The 26464-nt window shown below is 40.0% G+C and carries 17 protein-coding genes and 2 pseudogenes; 8 read left to right on the forward strand and 11 right to left on the reverse strand.

Annotated elements, in window-relative coordinates; translation table 11 throughout:
* Nucleotides 1–17 precede the first annotated feature (17 nt).
* The 3 genes from ACYRY3_RS32410 to ACYRY3_RS32420 all read right to left on the reverse strand — a co-directional run bounded on the left by ACYRY3_RS32410 (nt 18) and on the right by ACYRY3_RS32420 (nt 4746).
* Nucleotides 18–1856, reverse strand: a complete 1839-nt coding sequence (locus ACYRY3_RS32410; RefSeq protein WP_460205768.1) for an AAA family ATPase — start codon at nt 1854–1856, stop codon at nt 18–20.
* A gap of 290 nt (nt 1857–2146) precedes the next feature.
* Nucleotides 2147–4048, reverse strand: a complete 1902-nt coding sequence (locus ACYRY3_RS32415) for an ArsA family ATPase (protein WP_460205769.1) — start codon at nt 4046–4048, stop codon at nt 2147–2149.
* A 14-nt stretch (nt 4049–4062) separates the two neighbouring features.
* Nucleotides 4063–4746, reverse strand: coding sequence for a GvpL/GvpF family gas vesicle protein (locus ACYRY3_RS32420; protein ID WP_460205806.1), 684 nt, complete (start codon nt 4744–4746; stop codon nt 4063–4065).
* Nucleotides 4747–5059: 313 nt separating this feature from the next.
* On the opposite strand from ACYRY3_RS32420, the gene ACYRY3_RS32425 reads away from it, so the two are divergent.
* Nucleotides 5060–5371, forward strand: a complete 312-nt coding sequence (locus ACYRY3_RS32425; RefSeq protein WP_460205770.1) for a gas vesicle protein — start codon at nt 5060–5062, stop codon at nt 5369–5371.
* Nucleotide 5372: 1 nt separating this feature from the next.
* On the opposite strand, the gene ACYRY3_RS32430 is transcribed toward ACYRY3_RS32425, so the two are convergent.
* From ACYRY3_RS32430 to gvpJ, 4 genes are all read right to left on the reverse strand, one after another.
* On the reverse strand, nt 5373–5621 hold the full coding sequence (locus tag ACYRY3_RS32430) for a gas vesicle protein GvpG (protein ID WP_460205771.1): 249 nt from the start codon (nt 5619–5621) through the stop codon (nt 5373–5375).
* Between the two features lie 8 nt (nt 5622–5629).
* Nucleotides 5630–6370: a gas vesicle protein GvpF gene (gene gvpF, locus ACYRY3_RS32435; RefSeq protein ID WP_460205772.1), complete on the reverse strand. Its 741-nt coding sequence runs from the start codon at nt 6368–6370 to the stop codon at nt 5630–5632.
* 113 nt (nt 6371–6483) lie between these two features.
* A complete protein-coding gene (locus ACYRY3_RS32440) occupies nt 6484–6957 on the reverse strand; it encodes a gas vesicle protein K (RefSeq protein WP_460205773.1) in 474 nt (157 codons plus the stop codon).
* 82 nt (nt 6958–7039) lie between these two features.
* Nucleotides 7040–7444 carry a gas vesicle protein GvpJ gene (gvpJ, locus tag ACYRY3_RS32445; protein WP_460205774.1) on the reverse strand — a complete coding sequence of 135 codons (405 nt, stop codon included), beginning with the start codon at nt 7442–7444 and terminating at the stop codon, nt 7040–7042.
* Between the two features lie 775 nt (nt 7445–8219).
* Here gvpJ and ACYRY3_RS32450 point away from each other — a divergent pair.
* The 5 genes from ACYRY3_RS32450 to ACYRY3_RS32470 all read left to right on the forward strand — a co-directional run bounded on the left by ACYRY3_RS32450 (nt 8220) and on the right by ACYRY3_RS32470 (nt 21728).
* Nucleotides 8220–13214: a LamG-like jellyroll fold domain-containing protein gene (locus ACYRY3_RS32450; RefSeq protein ID WP_460205775.1), complete on the forward strand. Its 4995-nt coding sequence runs from the start codon at nt 8220–8222 to the stop codon at nt 13212–13214.
* Between the two features lie 39 nt (nt 13215–13253).
* Nucleotides 13254–18386 (forward strand): LamG-like jellyroll fold domain-containing protein, encoded by a 5133-nt coding sequence (locus ACYRY3_RS32455; protein WP_460205776.1) that lies wholly within the window; start codon nt 13254–13256, stop codon nt 18384–18386.
* A 642-nt stretch (nt 18387–19028) separates the two neighbouring features.
* Nucleotides 19029–20573, forward strand: coding sequence for an HNH endonuclease family protein (locus ACYRY3_RS32460; protein WP_460205777.1), 1545 nt, complete (start codon nt 19029–19031; stop codon nt 20571–20573).
* Nucleotides 20574–21092: 519 nt separating this feature from the next.
* A complete protein-coding gene (locus ACYRY3_RS32465; protein ID WP_460205779.1) occupies nt 21093–21386 on the forward strand; it encodes a DUF433 domain-containing protein in 294 nt (97 codons plus the stop codon).
* A gap of 3 nt (nt 21387–21389) precedes the next feature.
* A complete protein-coding gene (locus ACYRY3_RS32470; protein ID WP_460205780.1) occupies nt 21390–21728 on the forward strand; it encodes an element excision factor XisI family protein in 339 nt (112 codons plus the stop codon).
* Nucleotides 21729–21799: 71 nt separating this feature from the next.
* Here ACYRY3_RS32470 and ACYRY3_RS32475 read toward each other — a convergent pair whose 3' ends face one another.
* Nucleotides 21800–22429: a Uma2 family endonuclease gene (locus tag ACYRY3_RS32475; RefSeq protein ID WP_460205781.1), complete on the reverse strand. Its 630-nt coding sequence runs from the start codon at nt 22427–22429 to the stop codon at nt 21800–21802.
* A gap of 244 nt (nt 22430–22673) precedes the next feature.
* Here ACYRY3_RS32475 and ACYRY3_RS32480 point away from each other — a divergent pair.
* A pseudogene (locus ACYRY3_RS32480) lies at nt 22674–23003 on the forward strand (photosystem II q(b) protein); the annotation flags it as partial.
* Here ACYRY3_RS32480 and ACYRY3_RS32485 read toward each other — a convergent pair.
* A pseudogene (locus tag ACYRY3_RS32485) lies at nt 23003–23254 on the reverse strand (elongation factor Ts); the annotation flags it as partial. The pseudogenes ACYRY3_RS32480 and ACYRY3_RS32485 overlap by 1 nt on opposite strands.
* Before the next feature lie 656 nt (nt 23255–23910).
* Here ACYRY3_RS32485 and ACYRY3_RS32490 point away from each other — a divergent pair.
* Nucleotides 23911–24366 carry a response regulator gene (locus ACYRY3_RS32490; RefSeq protein ID WP_460205807.1) on the forward strand — a complete coding sequence of 152 codons (456 nt, stop codon included), beginning with the start codon at nt 23911–23913 and terminating at the stop codon, nt 24364–24366.
* 2 nt (nt 24367–24368) lie between these two features.
* Here ACYRY3_RS32490 and ACYRY3_RS32495 read toward each other — a convergent pair whose 3' ends face one another.
* Together ACYRY3_RS32495 and ACYRY3_RS32500 are read right to left on the reverse strand one after the other, a co-directional pair.
* Nucleotides 24369–24809: a Na-translocating system protein MpsC family protein gene (locus tag ACYRY3_RS32495; RefSeq protein ID WP_460205782.1), complete on the reverse strand. Its 441-nt coding sequence runs from the start codon at nt 24807–24809 to the stop codon at nt 24369–24371.
* A gap of 491 nt (nt 24810–25300) precedes the next feature.
* Nucleotides 25301–26428 (reverse strand): ATP-binding response regulator, encoded by a 1128-nt coding sequence (locus tag ACYRY3_RS32500; protein WP_460205783.1) that lies wholly within the window; start codon nt 26426–26428, stop codon nt 25301–25303.
* Nucleotides 26429–26464 lie beyond the last annotated feature (36 nt).

Consider the following 26464-nt stretch of genomic DNA (forward strand, 5'->3'; position numbering starts at 1 on the left):
CTTTCGTCTTTGCCCCACTATTCATCCCCACTACGAAAGACGGTGGGGAATCCCGTGGAATTAGTTAAAATTTGATAAGCGTAATTAAAATCTTCGATTGTAATGCAAATATTATTGGGATCGGTCATTCCTTGAGAACGATAACGGCGAATAGATTCCACTGCAGCCCTATCGCCCAGTAATGATAAGTCTGCACCATTCCAGCCTTCTGTGATTTCTGCCCAATAAGCTAAGTCTACATTTTGTAAAGGACGGTCTTGGTTGTGAACTTGCAAAATTGCCAAACGGCTTTCCTGATTTGGTAAGTCTACTTTTAACTGTAAATCCAAGCGTCCAGACCTAAGTAAAGCTGGATCGATGGCATCGGGACGGTTGGTAGCAGCAATTAACAAGATGGTAGCACCTGTCTGCAAGCCATCTAGTTCTGTCAGCAATTGTCCCACAACGCGATCGCTCACTCCTGAATCGCCTGTATAACTTCCCCGAATTGGTGCTAGGGTATCGATTTCGTCGATAAAGATAACGCACGGTGCTGCAAGTCTTGCTTTGGTAAATAATTCTCGAACTGCTTGTTCGCTTGCACCTACCCACTTACTCAGTAATTCCGGACCGTTGACGCAGATAAAATTTGCTCTAGCTTGGGAAGCCACTGCTTTTGCTAACAAAGTTTTGCCGGTTCCGGGTGGTCCCCAAAGTAAAATACCTTTGGGTGCTTTAGCTTTGGTTTTTAAATACAATTCTGGATGTAGCAGTGCGCCTTCTACAGCTTCGCGCAAGGTTTGTTTGATGTTCTCCAGCCCGCCAATTTCTTCCCAGGAAATATTGGGAGATTCCACTTCCACCGCACGTAACACGGCGGGTTTAATTTCTTTGATAGCTGCTAGAAAATCTAATTGATTGACAGTCATGGAATCTGGAATTTCCTCGTCCACAGATGGGACGTAACGGCGCAAAGCATTGTAAGCAGATTTTTGACATAAAGCTTTTAAATCTGCACCTACAAATCCGACAGTCAGATCTGCGATCGCTTCTAAGTTTACCGTCTCATCTAGGGGCATTGAGCGAGTTAATATTGCTAATATTTCCAAACGTCCCTGACGGTCTGGGACTCGAAATTGTATTTCGCGATCGAATCTTCCAGGGCGGCGCAAAGCTGGGTCAAGATGGTCGGGACGGTTTGTTGCAGCTAGTACAATAACCCCTTTAGTTTGGGCGAAGCCATCCATCAAGCTGAGAAGTTGGGCGACCAGACGTTTTTCTACTTCTCCTTCTACTTTGCTGCGGTCTGGGGCGAGACTGTCAATTTCATCTATAAAAACTATACAAGGAGCATTTTTAGCAGCTTTTTCAAATAGCGATCGCAATCTTTGTTCTGCTTCCCCATAATATTTACCTATAACTTCCGGTCCTACTATAGCAATATAGTTGACACCCAATTCTTCCGCAAGAGCGCGAGCGGTAAGTGTTTTCCCCGTACCGGGAGGACCAACTAGAAGAACACCCCGTGTAGGTTCGAGTCCGAGTTTGGCTAAAACTTCTGGGCGTTTTAGAGGGAGGGCGATTAATTCTTTCAGTTCTTGGAGAACTTGTCCGAGTCCACCGACATCTTTAAGGGAATAATTTGTAGCGTTTTCTGGTGGTGTGACTGTGTCTGGTGCAGGAGTACTGGCGGGTGGTTGGGTGCGAACTCGACTGGTTCCTATATCGGTACGCGGAATACTACCAGCACGGGGAATATTGCTCAAAGAACGAGTGCTAACTTGCACGTCGGCTTTGATTTCTCCGTTTTGAATTTTTTCTTCTATGGTTTTTGCTAGTTCTAATAAATCTTCAAAGCCTTTGAAAAAATTGCTCATCCCATGACTCTCTATTTAGAACTTGTTGGAAAGCCCCTAACATAACTAATATTAATCAATACGGTACAGATACTTCAAGCCCGGATACACTAGGATATCTCCGGACATAGCGTACTAGAAACCGAAACTCCTAGCACGGCAATATCTCGCAATGCTTTGAAGAAAATCCCCAAAGCGCCGTTCCAATCTCTTGTAAGTCTGGGCGAACAACCGTTCGCCCCTACTGAAAAATGCTGTATTATGGTTGGATAGTTTTACATATCAATTGCACAACAATTACAATCGTTCCTTCAAAATAAAAGACTAGCTGCTGTTTTAATTCTGTCTAAAGGTTCTACAGAACGCGGTAGAATAGGCAAGCGAATAATCTTTTGTTTGCTAAATAAATTTTTCTCTATCTCAACATCTGAGTTATAGCGATTATGCACAATATAACGCTGAGGAACGCCCATCTTTGCTAAAGAATCGGTTAAGCGTATTTGTTCGGCGATAATGGCTGCTTCTGCTTGAATGACACCAATAAATTCTGTATGCTTTGGGTCTTGGAGTTTTTTCTGGGCTTGCACAACTTGTTGGCGTAATTTTCGCAGTCGTCCCATAAAATCAACTCGACCTAAAACACTTTGATATTTCATCCATAATTTAAATATCCATGCCAACCAATCCGCCAGTGCAGAAGGCATTTCTAAAAAGCGCAGTAAATGACCTGTAGGGGCTGTGTCTAAAATAATTAAATCTTGTTGTTTGCGGTCTAATAAATCCATAATAGTGATGAGGGATAGCATTTCATCAATACCAGGTAAAGCTTGTGCTACAAGTTGTCGCCATGCTTCAGGAGTATAAACAATCTTAATTGCTCCTGGTTCATTTGCTTCACCACTCATCATTGCAGCCAATTCCCAAAGGTAGTCATTGCGAAACTGTTCTAATACGATTTTGGCATCAATTTCTTGACCGCTTAAATTAGACGTTAATTGGGTAGCCTCGTGTCCTAATTTTTTACCAAAAGCATCTCCTAAGGAATGAGCGGGGTCGATAGAAATGAGACGAATATTTTTATCGGGATATCGATTTGCTAATTCCCACCCAATAGCTGCTGCTACAGTAGTTTTCCCGACTCCACCTTTACCACCAATAAGGATGAGTTGTCTACCTTCGATAATGAAGTCACTAAAATTAGGTGGGATTTTGACAGGTAATTGTATAGTCGGTGCGGGGATAAGAGCAACAGTATCAATTTCTGTGATTTGGCTAATGAGATTATCTAGTGCTATACTTCCAAGGGGTTCATTTACAAGTTGCGGTACAGTAAATACAGGTTGTTTTCCTGATAAATTAAGGAATTTTGCTAATAAATTTTGTTGCTCGCTGTAGCGGTCTAAATCAGAATTGGTATCTGTTAAGATTTTATTAACGAACAAGCCACCACAGGTTATATCCAGTTCTTGTAAGTTATCTAGAAATCTTTCTGTCTCTAAAAAACTCATTGGTTCTGCGATCGCAACTACCAAGCAAGCAGTAAAATTTACATCCTGCAGTAACCGTTTGCCTTCAGCTAATTCGGATTTCATTTTAACTAAAAAATCATCAACTTCATCAGGTGTATAACGTCCCGTGAAAGTTTTGGCTATAGCTCGATGTTTTTCTTGAAATAATTCTAATGAATTTAAGACTACATCTAAAAAATCTTTGATACCTAATAAATTTAAAGTATGCCCTGAAGGAGCCATATCTACTACAATGCGATCGACAGTTTTTTCTGCTAGCAGCCGTTGAATTTCTAGCAAACCCATCACTTCATCGATACCAGGCCAACTTAAATCCCAAACAGGTGTTAAATCCTCCCCTTCGACAAAACTTCCTCTTTCAACTAACAGTTCTAAATAATGACCGTATTTTGCCTTAAATTCTAATAATAATTGTTTGGCATCCAATGCTTGAACGCTTAAATTAGGTAAATCGGGCAAAGGGGAAGCTTGCTCTACAACTTTCATTTGCAATACGTCCCCTAAAGAATGGGCTGGATCTGTGGAAATTAGCAATATACTTTCATTAGGAAATAACATAGCCCAGCGACGAGCAAAAGCACAAGCCAGCGTGGTTTTACCCACTCCACCTTTCCCGCTAAACATGGTTAAGTGCAGCGAGTCATATTGATGAATACTATCAATGACTTGGGAATTTGAGTTCATGTGTATAATTTTAATCATTCAATAAAATGATAAGGAGGTAGTGGTTCCCCTAATTGTAATTCCCAACTGGGACACGCTTCTTGCCAAGCCAAAAATTGTTCTGTTAGTAAAGGTTCATCTTGACTCCTTACTAAAAGATAAATTCGTGGTTCTTTATCTTCCTGTTGAACAATCTTAGACTCATAAATTTGACCGATTGTCTGAACTATATTTTCCCACTCTGTTGTTTGGGTAACATAAAAGTTTTGCTGTGTTTGATAGCGTTGCTTTTTGGCTAAAAAATACTGTCTTCCTCCCGATGGTGTTGGTGTGGTTGTTTCATCTAAAGTACGAGGAGTGAATTTTAAGATATATTCACTTTTCCCATTTATTTGGTTTAATTTTTCTAGATATTTTTCTGCATGGGATTCTAGATAAGTTAATAAGTTATCTTGTGAAGCAAAGGAAGTACCAAACCGTAAGGGTAAAACTGTTGTTTGGCGAAAGACTTCACAAATTACGCGATCGTGTGATAAAACTGCTTTGATTAAGCTTTCGTCGTTATTTTGCAATGATTCTAAAGATATATCTGGTTCTACTAAAGCAGAAAGACCAGATTTGTTAATTAAGATTACACTATTGCCAATACCTATAGGTAATTTTAGGTCAGCAGTTGGTGTTTTTAAAAAGGCATAAACGTAAAGGTTATATAGTTGCACGCTCAATATTAAAGTTTAATAATTTAATTTTTGTTGAAAATTAATAAGTAAGTGAGCGGGAATAAACAGAATTACATTACAAAATGTAAATGTATGTGAAGCCCTTACCAATGACTAATGACAAATGACTAAGGACGACCCTCACCAATTACGTTTTTTCTTACCAACTTACTTACATTTTTACATTTATTTCTTCTACTTTCTGCCCTCTACCTTTCTTTAGTAACCGTGTATAATACAATCTATCATTCTAAAATACCTTATTATGAAAAGTCTTCACCATCGGGGATTAAATAGACCTAAGATCAGTACAATGCCTCGCTTGAAATCTGAAACATCCGAGCAACTAAAGCTGTACAAAATGGTATCAGATCGGCAGCGTATTCAGCAAGAACTGAAATTCATGGCTGAACGTATGGAACAATTAAAACAGCAGCTGAGTGATTTAGATACTCAGATACAAGAAACCGAGCAATCCATCCAAAATTTGCGTCAATCACCTTCCAGTCAGTCTCAAACTACACGGGTTATTCCGACTCGCAAGATAACTAATGACAACCCCTCTCAAAGCAGTCATAAGGCTTACGAGTCGAATGGTTTTGAAACTTTCTACCTAGATATTTAATTTACATCGCAGCTTCTGCTGCGTCTTCTTCCATTGCTTGAATTTGCAGCAAAAGTTCCTCTTCTTGAATTTCAAACTCTTCTTCAGATATTTCTCCAATATCAAACGCCAGTTGCAAAGCTAACAAGCGTTTGTGTAAATTCTCTTTTTCATCTAATTCAGCACTAGCACGCTCTAAAAGTTGTTCTCCTATCCAGGTTATACCTTCAAGGGGACCCATGACAGGAAATAATAAGAGTTTCAAAAACATAACTTTAGTTACACTGAAGAAAGTTGGGCAAATGTATAAGGTGCAGTAAAATTGTTATAGCGGATTCGCAGGCGATCGCTAAATTTTTGGTCAATCAGCTCTACCTTTTCACTAAACAGGCTTTCACTGTCCCAAGGAATTAAATAAGCTGCATTATAAATCATTTCCTCCGTCATCGTATCATTTTCTACGACTTCTTCTGCCAAACCATTTAATTCATCTTCAAAAGTTTGGATAATCGCTTCTTTACGAGCTTCCAAACCCTGCTCAATCATTTGACCAATTTCGATGACTTCTTCCATTTTCAAATTTTTACCTTCCATTGCATTGCGTTTTTCTCGCAATTCTGGATTTGACTTTAGCAATGCTTGAATTTCTTCCTGGCTGTTCCACAGAACTTTGACGCTGACTTCCCGCCGTCCATCTAATTTTTGAAACAACGCCTCTAGTTTTTCCTTATGAGGACTCAGCAACTGTTCGTTAACTGTGTTCCAAGTTTTCACAACCAATCCAAAACGTAGGGGTAAATGGGTACGAAACCCCTGATGCATTGCTTCTTCTAAAACTTTTTCATGACATAACAAATTCTTTCGGGAAGCAAGATACTTTTGTTGTTTGGCTTCTGAATATAAAAAGTTAAACCCGTCTATAGAATAGTTATGAACTATTTGTTTATCTAGTCCTTCTAGAATCACACTATCAGAGATAGCTTCTGGAAAAATGCCGTAAAGATAAAGCCCTGAAGTCATGAATGTTTCCTAAGTCTATTTCTAAATTTCCTGAAAAAAGCCAGAAGGCAGAAGTAAAGATTGTAAATTTTGATATTTATGGTATTACCTGTTCCCTGTTCCCTCTTAAAAAATTAAATAGGTTTTGATGTCAAAACTAACCGTAACTTTGCGTGAATTAAATTTAAATTAGCTAAACCTAAATCTACCTCCCCGTGTAATACTATACCAATATTCAAAAGTCTGTCGAGCAATTCCAAAATAGAAGGATTTTGGCTGGGTTCCCCTGGATAGTAAGTCCCTGGTGCAGGTAGAAGAGTACCAAGTTCTCCCAAATCTACATTTAAATCTTCTGGTTCTATTTCAAAAATTTTGCACAAGTGTAATACTTGTTCTTCTAGTTTTTGTAAACTTTCTGCTGCTTGGTCTAGCTGTGAATCGCTGAGAAGTTGTTCATCCATCCGACGAATCACTTGTGCTTCCATTAACTGGCGAATGAGTTCCAGCACCGTTAACAATAAAGAAGCTAAACCTGCTTTACTATTCAGTTTGTGAACATTAGGAATTGTTTCAACCGAACTGTCTGACGATTTGCCAACTAATGTCATATGATTGCTAATTTAACTTTTTAGCTTAAAAACACTGCTTGTCTTTAACTAATTTTCTTAAATCAAAGTACAAAAATTTTATCTACAAATCTTCCCCTTCCTCTTGTCTCGGTACGCTTGTCCCAAAATCTACCTGACTCATAGCTAAAGCCTTAAGCGATCGCATTTCTGCTTCTAAGCTTTGCAGTCTATCTTGAAGTTGGCGATTTTCCTCAATTAAAGTCTGAGTTTTTCCACTGAGGTGGGGATCGCCTTCCCACCAATTTATTCCCATTTCTTTTGCTTTATCTACCGAAGAAATTAACAGGCGAATTCGGATATGTAACAACTCGGTAGAGGCGATAGAAACAGAAATATCACCTGCTATTACAATCCCCTTGTCTAAAATCCGTTCTAGAATATCTGCCAGAGTCGAACCTTGAGTAGAGGTGTTAATTGTTCGACTGGAGTTAGCTTTAGAACTAGATGGTATTGGTGTTGATGTCACGGTTTAATTAGCTCTTAAGTAATGGACAAAATAGTTTCCTCTATCAACAAAAATCTCCACAACGAATTCACAAAAAATTTATAGCTTAACTCGTATCAATTGTCACTATTTTCATAATTTTAGTCAAATTAATTTTTGTTACTAATTTATATATTTATTTAAATTTAGCTAAAAAAATAATATATATCTACATATAGCTATTTTTCAAGCTAACGTATCAACTCACGTGAAGAGTTAAGAAAGCCGTTGTGAATAAACAAAAATACGTTACAAAATGTAAATACATCTGAAACCCTTACTAATGACAAATGACTAAGGACGGTTCTTACCAGTTACGTTTTTTCTTACCGGCTTACTTATACTGATTTTTTGGTATTCTCCAAATTATTAACTTTATTTTAAAGTTTTTGCGTGTAGATCGGTGTATATTTATTCCAAATAAATCTATTGAGATTAAATCCTCTCCTCTAAATTAGGGATTGGCAGCTAATTACAATAGACTGTTTACATTTGTTTAAATTGATTTAAAAACTGCAAATATTTTTTAAATTAATCCATTATTTGGATTAATATAGAATTTTCTTTTAAGAGTAATTAGGTTAAGCTATTGTGTTGACCGATTACAGAATTTTTATTCCCAAAACGCAGCTTCAACTCTCTCGAAACTAATTGTCCAATTTGCCTAAACCTGCTAGCAATTGCTAGGCAATTCAGGTTTATAAATTCTTTTCAAAATTTTGCAGGAATTCCCTTGGGAATAGGAGTGAACCATATCATGCTAAATCCACAGATCGATTGCTTGCCCTATGTTCTTAAATTTAACGGACAAGACGACCATATTGTTTTGTCCAAAATGAATATAGATTATTCCCAAGGGTTTACGATAGAAGCGTGGGTTTATTACAACAGCTTTAAGTTTTGGTCGCGGATTGTTGACTTTGGTAATGGTGTAGACAAACACAATATCGTATTTGCAAATGTCGCTAAAACAAATACCCTTACCTTACAGATAAAAACCACAGTTTACGAAAGAATTACAGCTAATAACGCCCTCGAAACTGGGAACTGGATGCATTTAGCCGCAACAATTGATAGTGCTGGTAAGGGCAAACTCTTTAAAAATGGTGTAGAAATTCAATCCGGAAAAATAGATCTTCCTGGAAACCTTAACCGAAGCCTGAATTACATCGGTCGGAGTAACTGGACACACGATGGTTATTTTGACGGACGGATGGCAGAAGTACGTCTTTGGAACCATGCACGTTCAGTGGAAGAACTGCAACAAGACTTACACCGTCGTTTAGAAGGTAACGAAACTGGATTAGTGGGATATTGGCCTCTAAATGAAGGAACTGGGGATATTGTAAGTCATAATGGCAAAATTATCGGTGGTATTTGGCATCAACAACTCTATTTTCCCACAGGCGATCGCACCCATAACCTACAACCTGTTCTTTCTTTTCGCGGGCTGAGTCAGTATATAGAAATTAAAGACCCTTTTGCCGACGATCGCGAATTTACTATCTCCTTGTGGGTGAAACCTTCCATCCTCAATGATGGCAATAACTACGGCATTATTGGCAGTGCTACAGCAGAAAATCAGTATAACAAACCAGCCTTATGGTTAACCGCAGATAAATCAGGGCTAGCTTATGACTCTTACGACTCCACCGGTCAGCGCTATCACGAACAATTAGATAACTTTTTTGCCGTCAAAAATCAATGGGTTCATATTACCTGGGTAAAACAAGGGACGGAGTATAAATTTTATCGCGATGGGAAGTTATTTGCCACCAAACCCGCTCCAAATAGCATTTATACTAACAGAAATACGACCTATTGGATTGGACGTAATGACAATTTTTGGTGGGGTCAAATTGCTGCCTTATCAATCTGGAATTACCCCCGCACTGAAGATGAAGTAAAAACCAGTCTATATCAAAAATTAACAGGCAAAGAATCGGGGTTAGTAGGTTATTGGTCTTTAGATGAGGGAACGGGTGACACCCTGGCTAATAAAGTCATTAGTAAAGATGGAACTATTGTTGGTGCAACTTGGGCAGAAGCACAATTAACACTATCTCAGTCTCAAACCAATCAACCGACAACTCAAACTGTTCTAAACTTTAACGGAGAGAGTAATTATATTAATTGTGGCGATCGCATCAATTTAGCCAACACCAGTTTTACCATAGAATTTTGGGCAAAGCGAAATTCCACAAAAGCTTGGGCAGTTATTATCGAGCAGGGAAAGAGAAGCCAAAACCAAGAATTGCATATAGGCTTTCGAGATAACGATATGTTCACCTTAGCTTTTTATGGAGATGATTTAAATACCAAAAAAACTGTGACAGATACTGAATGGCATCACTGGGCTTGTGTCTATGATGCTAGCAGTAAACAGCAAACCATTTATCGAGATAGCGAAAAACTTCTTGAGAGAACGGCTAAAGACGACTATAAAGGCACGGGAACTTTATATATTGGTGTTGTAGAGGGTAAAGAGTCATTTTTTTCCGGTCAATTGACAGAAGTGCGAATTTGGAAAAAACCCCGTACTGCTGAAGACATTAAAGCCGATATGTCCCGCCGTTTAACCGGCAATGAATTGGGATTAATGGCATATTGGCCGTTAAATGAAGGAAAAGGTAATATCGCCAATGACAAAATGAATATTACCAACCAAGCAACCATTTATGGAGCAGCTTGGCTAAAGGAAGCCACTATCATTAAAGCAGTTAACGCTACACCTTCTTTGTCTAGTGTACTGTCATTTGATGGCGTAGATGATTTTGTCGAAGTACCTTATGCAGCCTCTCTCAATCCCAGTCAGTTTACCTTATTGTGTTGGGTAAAAGTAGAAAAAGGACAGGGAACTTGGCGTTCTGTAATTACCTCACGAGACGATACTTTAACCAAAGGATATATTCTCTACGCAGGAGATAATAATAGATGGCAATTTTGGTTAGGACCCAGTACTCAAGGCACTTGGATTATTGTCAATGGTTCAGACGTAGTTTTAAATACCTGGGTATTAGTAGCAGCCACCTATGATGGCAGTAGAGCAAAACTGTATATTAATGGAGAATTAGTAGGGGAAACAGTAGCTAATTATGGAGTCAATACAGCACGCCCCTTGCGAATAGCTGCTGGTGCAACTGAAGGAAATCAAAAATACTTTTTCCCCGGACAAATTGCGGAGATTCAACTTTGGAATAAAGTTTGTGCTCTCGAAGAAATCCAAAAGAATAGTCAGGGTTCTCTTGTTGGTAATGAATTGGGTTTAGTCGCTTATTGGTCTTTTAATGAAGGGAAAGGAAATAAGGTTTCTGACAAAACTAGCTATGGGAACCACGGTCAAATTACAGGTGCAACATGGGAAGTGAAAAAAAGAGGCTCGACAGATGAATCTCTAGCATTAAAATCTGTTCTAAGTTTTCAACCTGACTTTGTAGAAATTCAAGAGCCATTTGATAACAACAAAGAATTTACTATTTCCTTATGGGTGAAGCCACAAGTCATCAATGATGGCAAATGGTATGGTTTTCTTGGGAAAGATGACAATCAATCCTGCAAACCCAGTTTGTGCTTATCTCCAAATAATTCAGCCTTGGCTTATGACTCCTACGACACGACAGGAAAACGCTATGGAGAACTCTTGGATAACTTTTTTACAGAGAAAATTCAATGGGTGCATATTACCTGGGTAAAACGGGGAACAGAGTATAAATTTTACCGCAACGGACAATTATTGGCTACTAAACCAGCACCAGAAACATTTTACACGAACAAAGAAACGGGTTATTGTTTTGGACTAGCTGAGAATTTCTGGGTAGGCGAAATGACTGAAGTCAGTATTTGGAACATTGCTCGCTCGGATACCGATATTAAAAATAGTATGGGCGATCGCTTAACAGGTAAAGAATCAGGATTAGTTGGTTATTGGTCTTTGAATGAAGGTTCTAGTAATACAGTTAAAGATGGCACTAGCCGCAATAATCATGGCAAAATTACAGGAGCAATTTGGGATTGGCAAGTCTTCTTTTCCAATGAAAAACTAACTTCACCTAAACTATCTACCCACGAACAAAAAAACATTGACCTGGCTTATAAACTAGGGGAACTAGAACAAAAGAACACCGAACAAGATAAACAAATATCTGAACTTAAGCAAAAAAATGCTGAACTTGATAAGAAAATTTCTGAATCAGAACAAAGGTACTCGGAACAAGCTAAACAATTATCAGAAGTCAAGCAAAAAAATCTTGAGCAAGATAAAAAAATCGCTGAGTCAGAACAAAAGAATGACGAACAGGATAAACAATTATCGGAGCTTAAGCAAAAAAATCTTGAGCAAGATAAAAAAAATGCTGAATTAGAACAAAGGAACACCGAACAAATTAAACAAATAGCCGCACTCGCTCAAAAAGTTGCTGAGTTAGAACAAAAGAACTTGGAACAGGAGACACAACTATCGGAAGTCAAGCAAAAGAACTCTGAGTTAGAACATAAAAATACTGAATTGACACAGCAACTTTCTGAATTATCACCAAAAGTTGTTGTCATAGATTCAAAAACAGCCATTCCTCAGAATGAGTGGCAGCAATTACAAAAGTTGCAACCTGCGGATTTAAAGAGCGAATCATACTTTGGCGAAGAAACAGCATTTAGTGGAGAATGGGCGATTGCAGGCGCACGGAAAGCCGATAGAGCCGATGTTGAAGATGCTGGGGTTGCCTATGTTTTCCAGTTGCAAAACAAGATATGGGTACAAAAACAACGACTCCAGCCTAATGATACCTGTATCGGCGATCGCTTTGGTAGTGCTGTCGCGATCGGTTCCCAATGGGCAATTATCGGCGCACGCAAAGCAGATTCTGGAATTATTAAAGATGCTGGTGCTGCATACGTTTACCAATTAGTAGGTGGCATGTGGCAACAAAAGCAGAAACTGCAACCCCTAGATTTGAACGTTAACAGTTCCTTTGGTAAGGGAATTGCTATTCATGGAAACTGGGCAATCATCGGCGCATCTCATGCCAAAGCAACTAGTATTCAAGATGCTGGCGCAGCTTATGTTTTCCATCTAGAAAACGGGGTATGGCAGCAAAAACAAAAACTACAACCACAAGATTTAAGTTTTAATCAATGCTTTGGTAACGTTATTGCCATGACAGGAGAATGGGCAATCATCGGTGGCGGAGATCGCTATAGTTCCGCCAGCGTCAAACGCCCTGGAGGAGCCTATCTCTACCACCTAGAAGACGGTGTATGGCGGCAAAAACAGAAACTGCAATCGCCTCAGCCAGGAATTCATGATTTATTTGGCTATTCCGTTGCTATATCTGGAGAATATGCCTTAGTGGGAGCCGTCAACACTCCTGTTGCCAATATCTCAGGTAGTGGCAGCGTTTACACCTACAAATTAATAGAAGGAGTTTGGCAACCACAACAAACACTGCAACCATCCCAACCTAAATATTGTGCCTTCTTTGGGGCAACAGTTGCGATCGCCAATGACATAGCTGTTATTGGTTCAACCCGCGCCGATTCCTCCAAACTCAAAGCCACCGGTGATGCTCATATTTTCAAACTAGAAAAAGGAGTATGGCAGCTTCAAGAAAAACTCCAACCCACTGACTTACACTACGAAAGCTACTTTGGTTTTTCTACCCCAACAGATAGGGAATGGATTTTTACAACTGCTGCTTGGGCAAATACTCCAACAGCGAAACGAGCGGGTGCTGTTTATGTCTTCGCATCTCGGTAATTCCTTCAATCACTTGTTCACCCATCACCAGACAGCTATATGCTAAACACCCAGATTAATTACTTACCCTACGTCCTTAAGTTTAATGGACAAAGCGATCGCATCATCTTACCCGAACTCAGTATTAACTATTCCCAGGGTTTAACAGTAGAAGCTTGGATATATTACAACAGCTTTACATCTGGAGCATCGATTGTTGATTTCAGCAATGGCGCTCTTAACAATAGCATTATCTTTGCCAATCTAGAAGCTACCGATAGTTTAGTTTTACAAATTAACCATCAACAAATTCTTGCCGAAAAAGCCTTAGAAACAGGTAAATGGATGCATCTTGCAGCCACAGTGGATGCAGCGGGAAATGTCAAAATTTACAAGAACAGCCAAGAAATTCAATCGGGAAAAATCCAACTCCCAGAAAGCGTTAACCGGGCTCAAAATTTCATCGGCAACAGTCACTATTCAGAAGATGGGTATTTTAACGGACGGCTGTCAGAAGTGCGTTTGTGGAAACACGCACGTTTGCCAGAAGAACTGCAAAGAGATATGCACCGCCGTCTGGAAGGCAATGAAACGGGGCTTGTTGGTTATTGGCCTTTGAACGAAGGAAGCGGCTGTACAGCAAGCCAGGATGGACAAATTAAAGGTGCAACTTGGCATCAACAAATCTTTTTTCCTATTGCCAGCCCTTTAAGTTATCCCCAGCCCGTTCTCTCTTTTCACGGACAAAATGATTATATAGAAATTAAAGACCCGTTTGCCAACAACAAAGAATTTACTATTTCCTTGTGGGTTAAACCCAGCGTACTCAATGATGGTTGGCATGGGTTGATAGGTAAGCAAGGCGATCAATATCGCAAACCTGGGTTGTGGTTATCTCCCAGTAATTCAGGGTTGTCTTATGACTCTTACGACTTAAATGGTAAGCGTTATGGTGAAACATTAAATCACTTTTTTGAAGTTAAAAACGAATGGATACATATTACTTGGGTAAAACAAGCAACAGAATACAGGTTTTATCGTAACGGCGAACTGTTTGCTACTTACCCCGCACCCGAATTCTTTTACACCAACAAGCATACCAGTTATTGGATAGGTCGAGTTGATAATTTTTGGTGGGGTGAGATTGCAGAAGTTTCTATCTGGAGTTCTCCTCGGACGCAAGCGGAAATTAAAGCGAGTAGATATGAACATTTAGTAGGAAACGAATCGGGATTGGTGGGTTATTGGCCTTTAAATGAAGGTATCGGTCAGACAGTAAGCGATCGCACCAGTCGAGGCAATTATGGTACAATAGTTGGAGCCAATTGGCAGCAAGAAGACTCCATAAAAGCTTTTGAACAAAAGGCAAATTTTATAGAATATGCTCTAGAGTTTGATGGGGTAGATGATTATATAGAACTATTTCCAGAAAGTATTCCCTCAGGTAATGAAATTACTGTTACCTTTTGGGCTAAAGGTGGAAGCCGCTTGCCAAAAAATGCTACTGTTATTGAAGCGATCGCAGAAGACCATCAAAGAGTTTTAAGTATCCAAGTTCCCAATGTTGATGGGATGGTTTATTTTGATTGTGGCTGCGATATTACCCAACCCGATGAAAATTACGATTGCATAGAAAAAGCAGCCCAACTTTATGAATATCAAGGCGAATGGACTCACTGGGCATTCGTCAAGAATGTCACAGAAGGAGTAATGAAAATTTACCGTAACGGGCTTCTCTGGCACAGTGGTAAGGAAAAAAGAAAATCTCTGCCCAGAACAAGAGTTGCCAATATAGGAAGATTAGCCCGTGCTGCTTCCGCTCATTATCACGGTAATCTAGCTGAACTCGCTATTTGGAATCAAACCAAAACCTCAGAGGAAATTCAAGCAACTATCGGTAAACCCCTCAATGGTAACGAACCTAATTTAGTAGCTTATTGGCCTTTACAAGATGGCTGCGGCGATTTAGCAACTAATAAAGTAAGTCAGCAGAATTATGGTAAGATTAAAGGTGCTAAATGGCAGCAAAAAATTGTTAACAATCTAGCCTTACATTTGCCATCTAGTTTAAACTTCCAAAGGGTTGATAAACATATCGAAATCAAAGACCCCTTTGAGAACGATAAAGAATTTACAATTTCTTTGTGGGTTAAACCGTCCTTACTAAACGACGGAACTTGGCACGCCTTAATTGGTCATGAAGGAGATAAATATCGCAAACCTGGAATATGGATGACCCAAGATAAATCGGGATTGGTTTACGAGTCCTACGAACCAACAGGTAAGCGTTATTTTGCATCGATAGATAACTTCTTTAAAGCCAAAGACAAGTGGATTCATATAACGTGGGTCAAACAAGGAACTGAATACAGAATTTATCGGGATGGCGAACTCTTATTGACTCAACCAGCCCCAGAAACCTTTTTTCATAACAAAGAAACACCTTACTGGATTGGCAAAGTTGATACTTTTTGGTCGGGTGGAATTGCCGAAATAGCAGTTTGGAATTATGCCCGTTCCGCAGCTGAAATTAAAGGTAATATCTACAATCGCCTGACAGGAGACGAATTAGGTCTGGTCGGTTATTGGCCTTTAAATGAAGGGATTGGCGATATAGTGAGAGATAGAAGCGATCGCGCCAATAATGGTAAAATTTACTTCGCCACCTGGACACAACAAAACTTTATCAAACCTGCAGCATTCAGGGACGAACCAAACGTCATCAAATCAGCCCTAAAATTTGACGGTCATGATGACCACATTTCATTACCCAGAATGGACTTCGATTATTCCCAAGGTTTCACAATCGAAGCGTGGGTTTATTACAACAGCTTCAAAAAATCCTCACGAGTCATCGACTTTGGTAACGGAATCGACAAAGATAACATCATCTTTGCCAATCGGGACACAGATAACGATTTAATTTTAGACATCAAACGTGATGGCGTAGGGCAAAGAATCGCAGCCGCAAATGTATTAGAACCTGGTAGATGGATGCATTTAGCAGCAACAATAAGTGCTGATGGAACTGGCAAACTTTACAGGAACGGTGAAGAAGTGCAATCTGGAGCAATTCACCTACCCAACAATGTTAACCGAACTCTTAACTATATCGCTCGAAGTAACTACACGTTTGATGATTATTTTGATGGGATGATGTCGGAAGTACGTCTTTGGAAAAAAGCTCGTACTCAAGAAGAATTGCTCAAAGATATGCAACGTCGGTTGTTAGGAAATGAGGAAGGATTGATAGGTTATTGGTCATTTAATGAAGGACGTGGCAATAAAGTTTTAGATAAGACTAGCAATAGCAACACTGGTATGATTCATGGGGCTATTTGGCCGCAGTCCTACCAATCGGATTACTTGCAACCCGTGCTGACATTTGATGGCAAAGATGATTATGTAGAAGTTCCAGAGCATACTAACGTTAGCAACCAAGTCACAGTTTCAGCTTGGGCGAGAAGCAATACCCCCACGTGGAACCAATACGGTTGTTTGGTTTCCAAACGCAATCCTTTTAGTTTGCATCCCGAAGCTGGTGGCAAAACATTCCATTTTTATATCCGTTCTGGTGTGTGGAAATGTGCTAGTTTTACACCGAATATAGATATTACCCAGTGGCACCATTACGCGGGTACGTTTGATGGCAGAATAATTCGTTTGTATATTGATGGCGAAGAGGTGGCTCGCACGGAAGCACCGGGACAATTAAATAATGATAACGGTCGGTTGTATATAGGGAGGGATGTTGAGTCGCCATCTCGATATTTCAACGGTCAAATTTCTGAAGTTCAAGTGTGGGATAAAGCACTTACCTCAGCGGAACTGCAAGAACACATGCACCGTTCTCTGGTGGGGAACGAGCGAGGATTGATTGGTTATTGGCCTTTAAATGAAGGGTCTGGAGATAAAGTTTTAGATCGTTCTCACCGCGCTTTGCATGGAAAAGTTTTTGGTGTAGCTTGGGATGGACAAGTCTTTTTTGAGAATGAGCCGTTGATTACCAGACGGGGATGGCAGCAAGTACAAAAGTTACAACCCACTGATTTAAACAGTAACTCTTTCTTTGGGGAAGAAGCTGCAATCAGTGGCGAGTGGGCGATTGTCAGCGCTCGTAAAGCAAATGCATCGCGGTTGTTAGAGGCAGGAGCTGCCTATATTCTCCAATTGCAGAACAAGATGTGGCATCTCAAACAAAAGTTGCAACCCCATGACTCTCGCGTCGGCGATCAATTTGGATGTGATGTCGATATAAGTGGGGAATGGGCAATTGTTGGCGCGAGGAAAGCGGATACTGTAGGAATGCAAGATACTGGAGCCGCTTATGCTTTCCGTTTGGAAAACAGGGTATGGCAGCAGGTACAAAAACTGCAACCCATTGACTTGGCTGCTCGTGATTACTTTGGCAAAGGTGTGGTGATGAGCGGCGAGTGGGCTTTAATTGGGGCTTACAATGCCAGAGCGAATGGTCTTGCAGGGGCTGGGGCTGTGTATGTCTTCCGCTTGGAAAATGGCATATGGCAGCAGGTACAGAAGTTGCAACCCAAGGATTTGGGGGTTAACCAATGCTTTGGGAATTCTATGGCTATTAGCGGGGAGTGGGCAATTATCGGTGGTGGCGATCGCTACGCCTCTGCTAATGTTAAGCGTCCAATTGGAGGTGCTTATATATACCGTTTGGAAAATGGTGTGTGGCAACTCAAACAGAAGTTGCAATCTACTCAAGTTGATGGGAAGGATTTATTTGGTTATTCTGTGGCGATCGCTGGAGAACACGCTTTTGTCGGGGCAGTTGGTACTAAAATTGGCAACGTTCTCGCTGCTGGCAGTGTTTATACGTATCAATTGGAGAAAGGAGTCTGGCAACCCAAACAAAAGCTTCAAGCCGAGTATCCCAAGTATTGCGGATTTTTTGGTGCTACGGTGGCGATTGCTAAAGATGTGGCGATCGTTGGTTCCACCCGTGCCAATTCTGCAAAAATTATTGATACCGGAGATGCTTGTGTTTTCCATTTAGAAAAAGGTGTGTGGCAGCAAAAACAGAAACTGCAACCACTCGATTTGCATTACGAAAACTACTTTGGTTTCTGCACTCCCATTGATGGCGAGTGGGTTTTTAGCACAGCTGCTTGGGCAAACAATTCCCACTTCCGCAGAGTTGGTGCTATCTACATTTTCCAAGGTCGTTGAGGAATTTTAGATTTTGGATTTTGGATTGAACAATTTTCAATTTGAAATTCCTGAAATGAGTCAGCAAACAGGTGAATTGAGAAAGCAATTTGCCTGTTTGCTTAGGGAAAATACTAAAATGAAAACGCAATCAAGCATTTTGAGAACGCTATACTAAATCTTGTTTATAAACCCCTTTTTATGGAACCGCGTTAGCGAAGCGTGTCCGTTAGGACATAGACGCGAAGATCTCGAAGAAAAAACAAAGAAGATAAAGGGGTAGCTAATCCGGATTTAGTCCGTAAGGACATAGGACATAGACGCAAAGAGCAAGAAGTATTATGTAGGTTGGGTTCCTCAACCCAACTTACATAATCTTGATATTTACTTTATAACTCATCTCTTGCGGAAAACATTTTTCCAAAGCTTTGCTGTTGAGACCGTGGTCAGGAGCGTTCAATTTCAGTCTAGAGATGGCACGCTTCCAGTCATCGGTTATCCAGTCATCGTTTATTATGATATTAGGTGTTAAGAAGCATTGAATAGGTGTAGTGTGTAACAATGGTAGACCAATAGGCAAGCAGGCGATTGTCAGATGAGTAGGATAAGTTTCTAACATCTAGCAAAGGCTGTCATTATCGATAAGTCATCAAAGGAACAAGTATGACAGGAAAGTTATTTTTGGACGCTCTAATTAGTAGAGAAGATTTTGATGTTCAGGATGAATCACAAGTGCCTCAAGGTCCTCATAAGACGACTTTAAGCTATAGTGACTTCAAAATTCCTGGTTTTTTCTTTGCATCCTTAAGAAAACCTGATTTTCAAAGAGAAACAAATGAATGGAATGCGGAAAAAGTATGTGACTTAATCGAAAGCTTCCTTGATGGCGATTTGATTCCAGCAGTTATTCTTTGGAAATACGCAGACAGTTATACGTTTGTCATCGATGGTGCTCATCGAATTAGTGCTTTAGCAGCATGGGTTAATGATGATTATGGCGACGGTAAACTTTCAAGAAGGTTTTTTGATAATAGTATTCCTGAGAGCCAAATCGATAATGCGAAGAAGGCTAGAGAGTTAATTAATTCACGGATTGGGGCGTTTAAACACTACGAAGAGTCTCTGTTTGAACCTGACTTAGCAGAAAATAAAGTGAAAAAAAGATTAAAAAGTCTTGGCACAAGAGCAATTCAACTTCAATGGGTTGATGGAGACTCGAGAAAAGCAGAAAGCTCTTTCTTTAAAATCAATCAAAAATCGACCCCTATTAGTGATACTGAGATTGCGGTGCTTGAATCTAGAAGGAAACCCTCAGGGTTATGCTCAAGAGCTATTCTTCGTGGAGGTCAAGGTTATAAGTATTGGCAGACCTATAATTCCCCAATAGCTGATGATATTCAGAAAGAAGCAGAAGAGATAAATAAGCTTATTTTCAATCCGATATTAACTAGCCCTATAAAAAGTCTTGATTTACCTCTTGGAGGGAAAAATCATGCAGCTAATTCATTATCTATGATCTATGAATTAGTTTGTCTTTTTAAGAGCCCTGAAGAGGCTAATGATGAAAATGGGGAGAAAACACTTAGCCTGTTGAAATCTATTCGTAAGGCATTGAGGCGAGTAAATGATATCCACCCATCTTCGTTAGGTCTTCATCCCGCAATTTATATATATAGTAGTAGTGGGAATTTCCGAGTAAGTTGTTTTCATGCTGTTATTGAATTTTCCAAAAAATTAGAACAGAAACATAAACTAGATATTTTTACAAAATACCGTGCCGACTTTGAGTCAATATTAATGGCATCTGATAACATTATTCAACAAATTGTTAGGAAGGTGAGACAGGCAAATAAGGCTATATTACCTATTGTTAACTATTTTGAAGCAGTTCTTGATGAATTGAGTAAAGGTGTTCCTGCCCAAGACGTACTAAAAAATGTCCTATTAAAAAAGGAATTTTCATATCTAACTATGGAGGTAATTGAACAAACAGAAACAAAAGCTTCTTCATTTTCAAAAGATACTAAAAGTGCTGCTTTTATTAGAGAAGCTATAAAGGTTGCACCTCGCTGTTCAATTTGTAATGGATTGCTACATACGAAATCAATTCAGATCGACCATAAAATACGAAAACAGGATGGTGGAACCGGATCTTTAGAGAATGCCCAGTTGTCTCACCCTTACTGCAACAGTACTTACAAAAATTAAAATCTATTACAGACTATTAGACTCAAGTGCGATAGTGCCTCTTTAGTCGGCTGTGGTATATTGTTGCAAAAGCGTAACGCACCACAATCTCAAATATCCTAAATATTCTACTTAACCAAGAGGAGATCGCTACATCTTTATCAATCATTGATTTTACCCGTGCCAATCATACCAAAATTATTGATACCGAAGATGCTTGTGTTTTCCATTTAGAAAAAGGTCTGTAGCAGCAAAAACAGAAACTGCAACCACCTGATTTGCATTACGGAAACTACCTTCTCTGTACTCCAATTGATGGTGAGTAAGTTTTTAGCATGACTGCTCTGTAATGAAAGTTCTGATATCTTTGTCGATTCCTTCAGTGTGTTTCCATAAAGTTTGTCCAATATGCGATCTCATGAAGTCACGTTCGCACTTACTTTAATGGCGGGAAGTTTCACTCAAGAGCGATCGCGATCGGTCTGCCCAAATCTATTGGTAAACTAAAGACAGCGCTAGTTTTCCTAAGTGATTTGTTTTATGGTTACCGAAACCTCCTCTCGCTACGTTACCCGAAATCCTGAAATTGTGGGTGGAGAGCCAATTATTGTAGGCAATCGGACATCCGTTCTTGCCATTGTTGGTTTGTGGCGATTGGGAATTATGCCAGAAGAAATCTTGAATCATTTGCCCCATCTGACCCTAGCACAAGTGTTTGATGCCTTGAGTTTTTATTTGGATCGTCAAACAGAGATTAATAAGTATATTGAGCGAAACCAAGTACCCAATGAATTGGTTCATCTGTCTGTAAAGATTGGATTGAGTGCATCGTGACACATGGATACCGGATTAAAATACCAAGATATTATTAAGAATGTACTCCAGAATCATGCCGATTATCGAACGGCGGTACCCGATGATTATACCTCTCAAGTTATATTTGATGATGAGCGAAGACAGTATTTAGTTTTAGACATTGGCTGGAGTCGTGACAATTATCTCCATGCAACACCTATCCATATCAGCTTAATTGACAATAAAGTTTGGATTCAATACGATGATACTGAAGAAGGTGTAGCGACTGATTTAATGGAAGCAGGTATCCCTAAAGAAAATATAGTACTTGGTTTTCGCCATCCCAAAGTGCGCCAACATACTGGTTTTGCAGTAGCATGATAAGTCATGCATTACGAAAACTTCAAAAAGCAAAAGCTTGGCATAACCTGAAAAAACAGCTTAAATTTAATTTAATTAATTCTTTTGGGTAGAGCCGAATCAAAAATCTGCTGTGCGGTAAGGTTAAGCTGGGGGAAGGTGGGGGAAACAATCAAGTCATTACCTGTAAATTTAGTAATTTGGTACTCATCGCCAACAAGCTGGCATACTAAGAAAGTAGGTTGTTTAGGGTCCCCAATGAATTTTTTACCCCCTAGCCCTTTATAATCAGCAATCCAGTATTCAGGGATGCCCATTTCCTCATAGTCCCCAAACTTGTCGTAGTAATCATCCCGCCAATTGGTACTGACAACTTCCACTACTAAGGGTACGGATGCTGCTTGAGTAACTGTTGACTCTTTTTGGAAAAGAGGTTCGTTAGGGAGATTATCTAAATTTAGCAACACTATATCTGGAGAGTAAGTAGACTCGGCACCAGGAGCTTTAACAAATGTAGTTTTAGGTATCCCGTAAGGTAAGTTGAGTCGGTCAAACTCTATTGTTAGCTTGCGTGATAAAAATACGATTACTTTTTCATGGTCCCCAGTTGGTGGTGCCATTTCAACAATTACTCCTTTATGTAGCTCATAGCGCTTCCCGTCGTTGGGGAACCACTCGATAAATTCTTCGTAGGTTACAGGTTTAGTTACCGCTTGGGTCATAAGTTTACCTCCCACATATATTTGACTTTAACAGAGAGCGATTAACCATCCGTCCCAGGCGCTCTTCCGAACCGGAAACAACTTGAGCGATCGCGTGATAACGAATCATAACTCAAGCTTATATTTCAAATCACTTCTACTCAATCTCCGGCTATTGTAAAGTTGTGTAAACAGATGTAAATTGAAGATACAGGCGCAAAACAAGCCTGATTCATTCATAAAAAACAACCGCAATTATAAAACCATGACAGCAACCTTACAACGTCGCGAAAGCGCCAACGTATGGGAGAAGTTCTGTGAGTGGATCACCTCCACCGAAAACCGCCTCTACATTGGCTGGTTCGGTGTGCTCATGATCCCCACCCTGCTCTCCGCAACCATCTGCTTCATCATTGCCTTCATCGCTGCACCTCCAGTAGACATTGATGGTATCCGCGAGCCTGTGGCAGGTTCCTTACTCTACGGCAACAACATCATCTCTGGTGCAGTTGTACCTTCCTCCAACGCCATCGGTCTTCACTTCTACCCCATCTGGGAAGCGGCTTCCTTAGATGAGTGGTTGTACAACGGTGGGAAATCAGTTTCACAGTTCACTTCTAGCAGTACACCAACTTTGCTGCCATTGTGAATATAACTATCTACAAGCCCTTCTGCTGGGATGCGATCTACTATTGTTATGGCTTTGGCAATACCTTTCTTCCGCAGCCAATCAACAGAATTGGTGAGATCCCCATTGTTTTCTTGCAGTGCCTTCTTGCAATCCATAATACCAGCACTGGTTTTTCGCCGTAGTTCTTGAACGAGTTTTGCAGATATTTGTGTCATAAAGCCTCAACTTTGAGAAGTCAGTTGTCAGTTAACACTCCACAGCAAAGCAGGCTTTGTTGTTGTAGCCGTGTTACTAACCCTTGTTAGGGCATACAGGGATCGTAAATGCGGATTTTGTATTTCCGTGTGGAACAACTGACAATTGAAGTATTTTTTGTATGCCTTTACTTATATATTACAAGTATACTACAAAATCTGAAGACTGGGAAAAAATTTTTCATTCTTAAGTTAAGTTAAGGGTAGTTCGCAGTGTCAACCTGAACGACTTCATGCCCTGTCCGTACTGTTTTTGTGTTGGAGAGCTGATTCACCGTTTTTGATGTATGTCTAATTTGTATAAGAGACTGCAGTGTAGATATCAGACTTTGAAGTAGTATATTAAATAATAATTAAATATATTAAGTACTTATGACTTATTTGCTAGAATTTTTAGCCACTTTGCATATAATTAAGGAAAGCCTTCTCACTCTATCGGCTTGAGGTACTCTTACCTCTGAAAGCTCATTGAGTGAGTTGAGTGAGCAACGACGATCAACTTGGCAGAGTTGAGATACGAGCCAGTCTTTTGTGAGCGCTATCTGACCGCTTGCGGAATGCCTCGTTTGTTCTCTCAAGATAGACGATGTACTCACAACAAATCTACTGGAGAAGCAATGGAACTGGCATACAAAGTTATGAGCGACAAAAGGAATTACAATTCTCAGCCACCCCTTATCCTAGCAGTAGAAGATAATGATGATAATCTTTTACTCTTGAGCTATGCACTTGAGTCCTTAGGCTGTAGGCTGATTTGTCAGAAAGATAGTTCGACGACAGTACTTGTTGCAAAAGAGTACCAACCCGATTTGATATTACTAGATATCTTGTTACCTGGTACCAGTGGCATTGATGTTGTGCGTTCTCTGAGGCAAGAACCACTTACTAGTCATATTACGGCTATTGCAGTAACAGCTTTAGCTAGTGCGGAGGATAGAGAACGCATTCTGATGGCAGGCTTTAACGACTACATCAGTAAGCCTTACATGATTGAAGATTTAGAAGACACAGTTCGCTCCTATCTAAACAAAAAATTGAACGCTGAGTCAGCATTTGATCTTTGTCAGGAATAATTTTATGAGGCTGTTTTCTCTGTGTTGTTTCCACTACTAGATGACTGTTTTCGCTTAATTTTAGAATTTGGCATAGAAGTACGAACATTTGGTGCATCTGTTAGAAGGGCAATAATTCCAGTACGACCTGTAGAGAGTGTTGCATCGCTTAATAGCTCAATGACAGAAACATTTAAAGTCTCTTCTATGAGCGCCTTAAGTTGTGGCTGAATCGCATCATCCAAATCTGAACGAACCTGTTCGGCTAGTTCTACCCGACCTGTTTGAGCAAGTAATAGTTCCGGTTGAGTAATTGAACCTTCCAGCAAAACTACTACATTTTGTTCTGATAGCTGACACGTTATCTTTGTTGGCTGATGTCCCAGCTGCTCTCTGTAAAGAGCTTGAATACGTTGCGCTAATGTTCTTTCTACTTGACCCCGAGTTTGTGTTGATGTAGTCATGTGTTTTTTTCCCTAGATTCTTAGACCGCTAGAGACAAGTCAAAAAGCCACGTTGAGAGTCATAAGTTATTAAATTATTTAGTTCCTGTCTCAAGTTTGTCTGATGACTTATCATTCAAAACTCTCCACGGGGAACCGCGTCAGTCCTGATGATAAGCATTTAACCTCACCTGATATGGCTATAATTCTTTCCCTTACAAGTAAACTCTTCAGAGTACTTTCAATCCTGACTTTTTGAGTTGCCATTAGCAGTGTAAATTTTTTAACTTAATTTAATAAGCTAAGATTCCTGAACCTCTAGATAACATTCTAATCAGACAAGCTACTCAAAATCACCATCCAAATGCAGTATTTTCGCTAAATACTCAGTAATCGGTTGGCTTAGAAAAATATTGGTCATTAGTCATTGGTTCTTGGTCATTGGTCATTGGTTATTTGCTCTTTAAAATCACAAAGGACAAATGACAAATCACAAAGGACAAAGGACACGACTAATAAGCTTGCTTCGGGAGACATACGGTAAACACACTGCCTTTCCCAAGTTCAGAGGAAACCTGGATTTTTCCCTTGTGAGATTCAATAATACGGTGTGAGAGGTGTAACCCCAACCCACTACCGGCGCGTTTATTTTTTCCTTGGCGAAAACGCTCAAACAAAAAGGCTCGATCGTCAGGAGCAATGCCATATCCGGTATCTTTTACATCAATGACTACCCAACCTTTATCCTTGTTGTTTGCTGATGTCTCAGAAATGCGAATGTTTACACCCCCTGTATCTGTAAACTTGATAGCGTTCCCAATCAGGTTGCTGATGACTCGCCGTAACTCTAACTTGTCGCCCATCACGACACCAGCACTATCGCCCAGTTGTTTTAAGCTGTCTGAATCTATTTCCATACTCAAGCCTTTTTCTGTTGCCAAAGGGCTGAGTTCTTGAGCGACTTCCTCCACAATCTGCTGCATATCGCAGTTATCAACTTGCATGGTCTTTTTCCCAGCCTCAAAGCGATAGACCTCTAGCAAGTTGTTCACCATCTCCAGCAAATTGTGGTTGCTCCGTATCATCGCCGCGATCGCCTGTTTCATTTCTGGCGAAATTTTGCAGAAAGCTTCCTGTTCAAACAAATTCAGCATCCGATCTGCGGCGACTAGAGGGGTTCGCAAGTCGTGTGTCAGACGTGAAACAAAGTCTTCCCGCATTTTCGCCATCTTTCGCTGCTCGTCAATGCTGTGCTTTAACCGCAGTAGCGATCGCACTCTAGCTAACAGTTCATCTTGGTCAAATGGTTTGCGAATAAAATCGTCTGCGCCTACATCCAAACCTTCGACAACACTCACTTCGATATGAGCCGTTAGCAGTAGGATGGGAATGTATTCTATTTCTGAATCACTCCGGATTCTGCGTGTGACTTCATAACCATCCATCCCTGGCATCATCACATCTAGCAGAATTAAGTCTGGAGGAGATTGTGCAATTTGCTTCAGGGCACTAACACCATCTGATACTAACTCTACCTCATATCCTTCTACTTCTAACATTGTTTGAAGCAAAATGAGATTGTCAATAGTATCATCGACAGCCAGAATACGATCTACTTTAGGATTTTCGGCGGACAACATAACTTATCGACTTTCTTGAAAAGAATTTATAATTTG

The organism is Scytonema sp. NUACC21 (assembly GCF_054684315.1).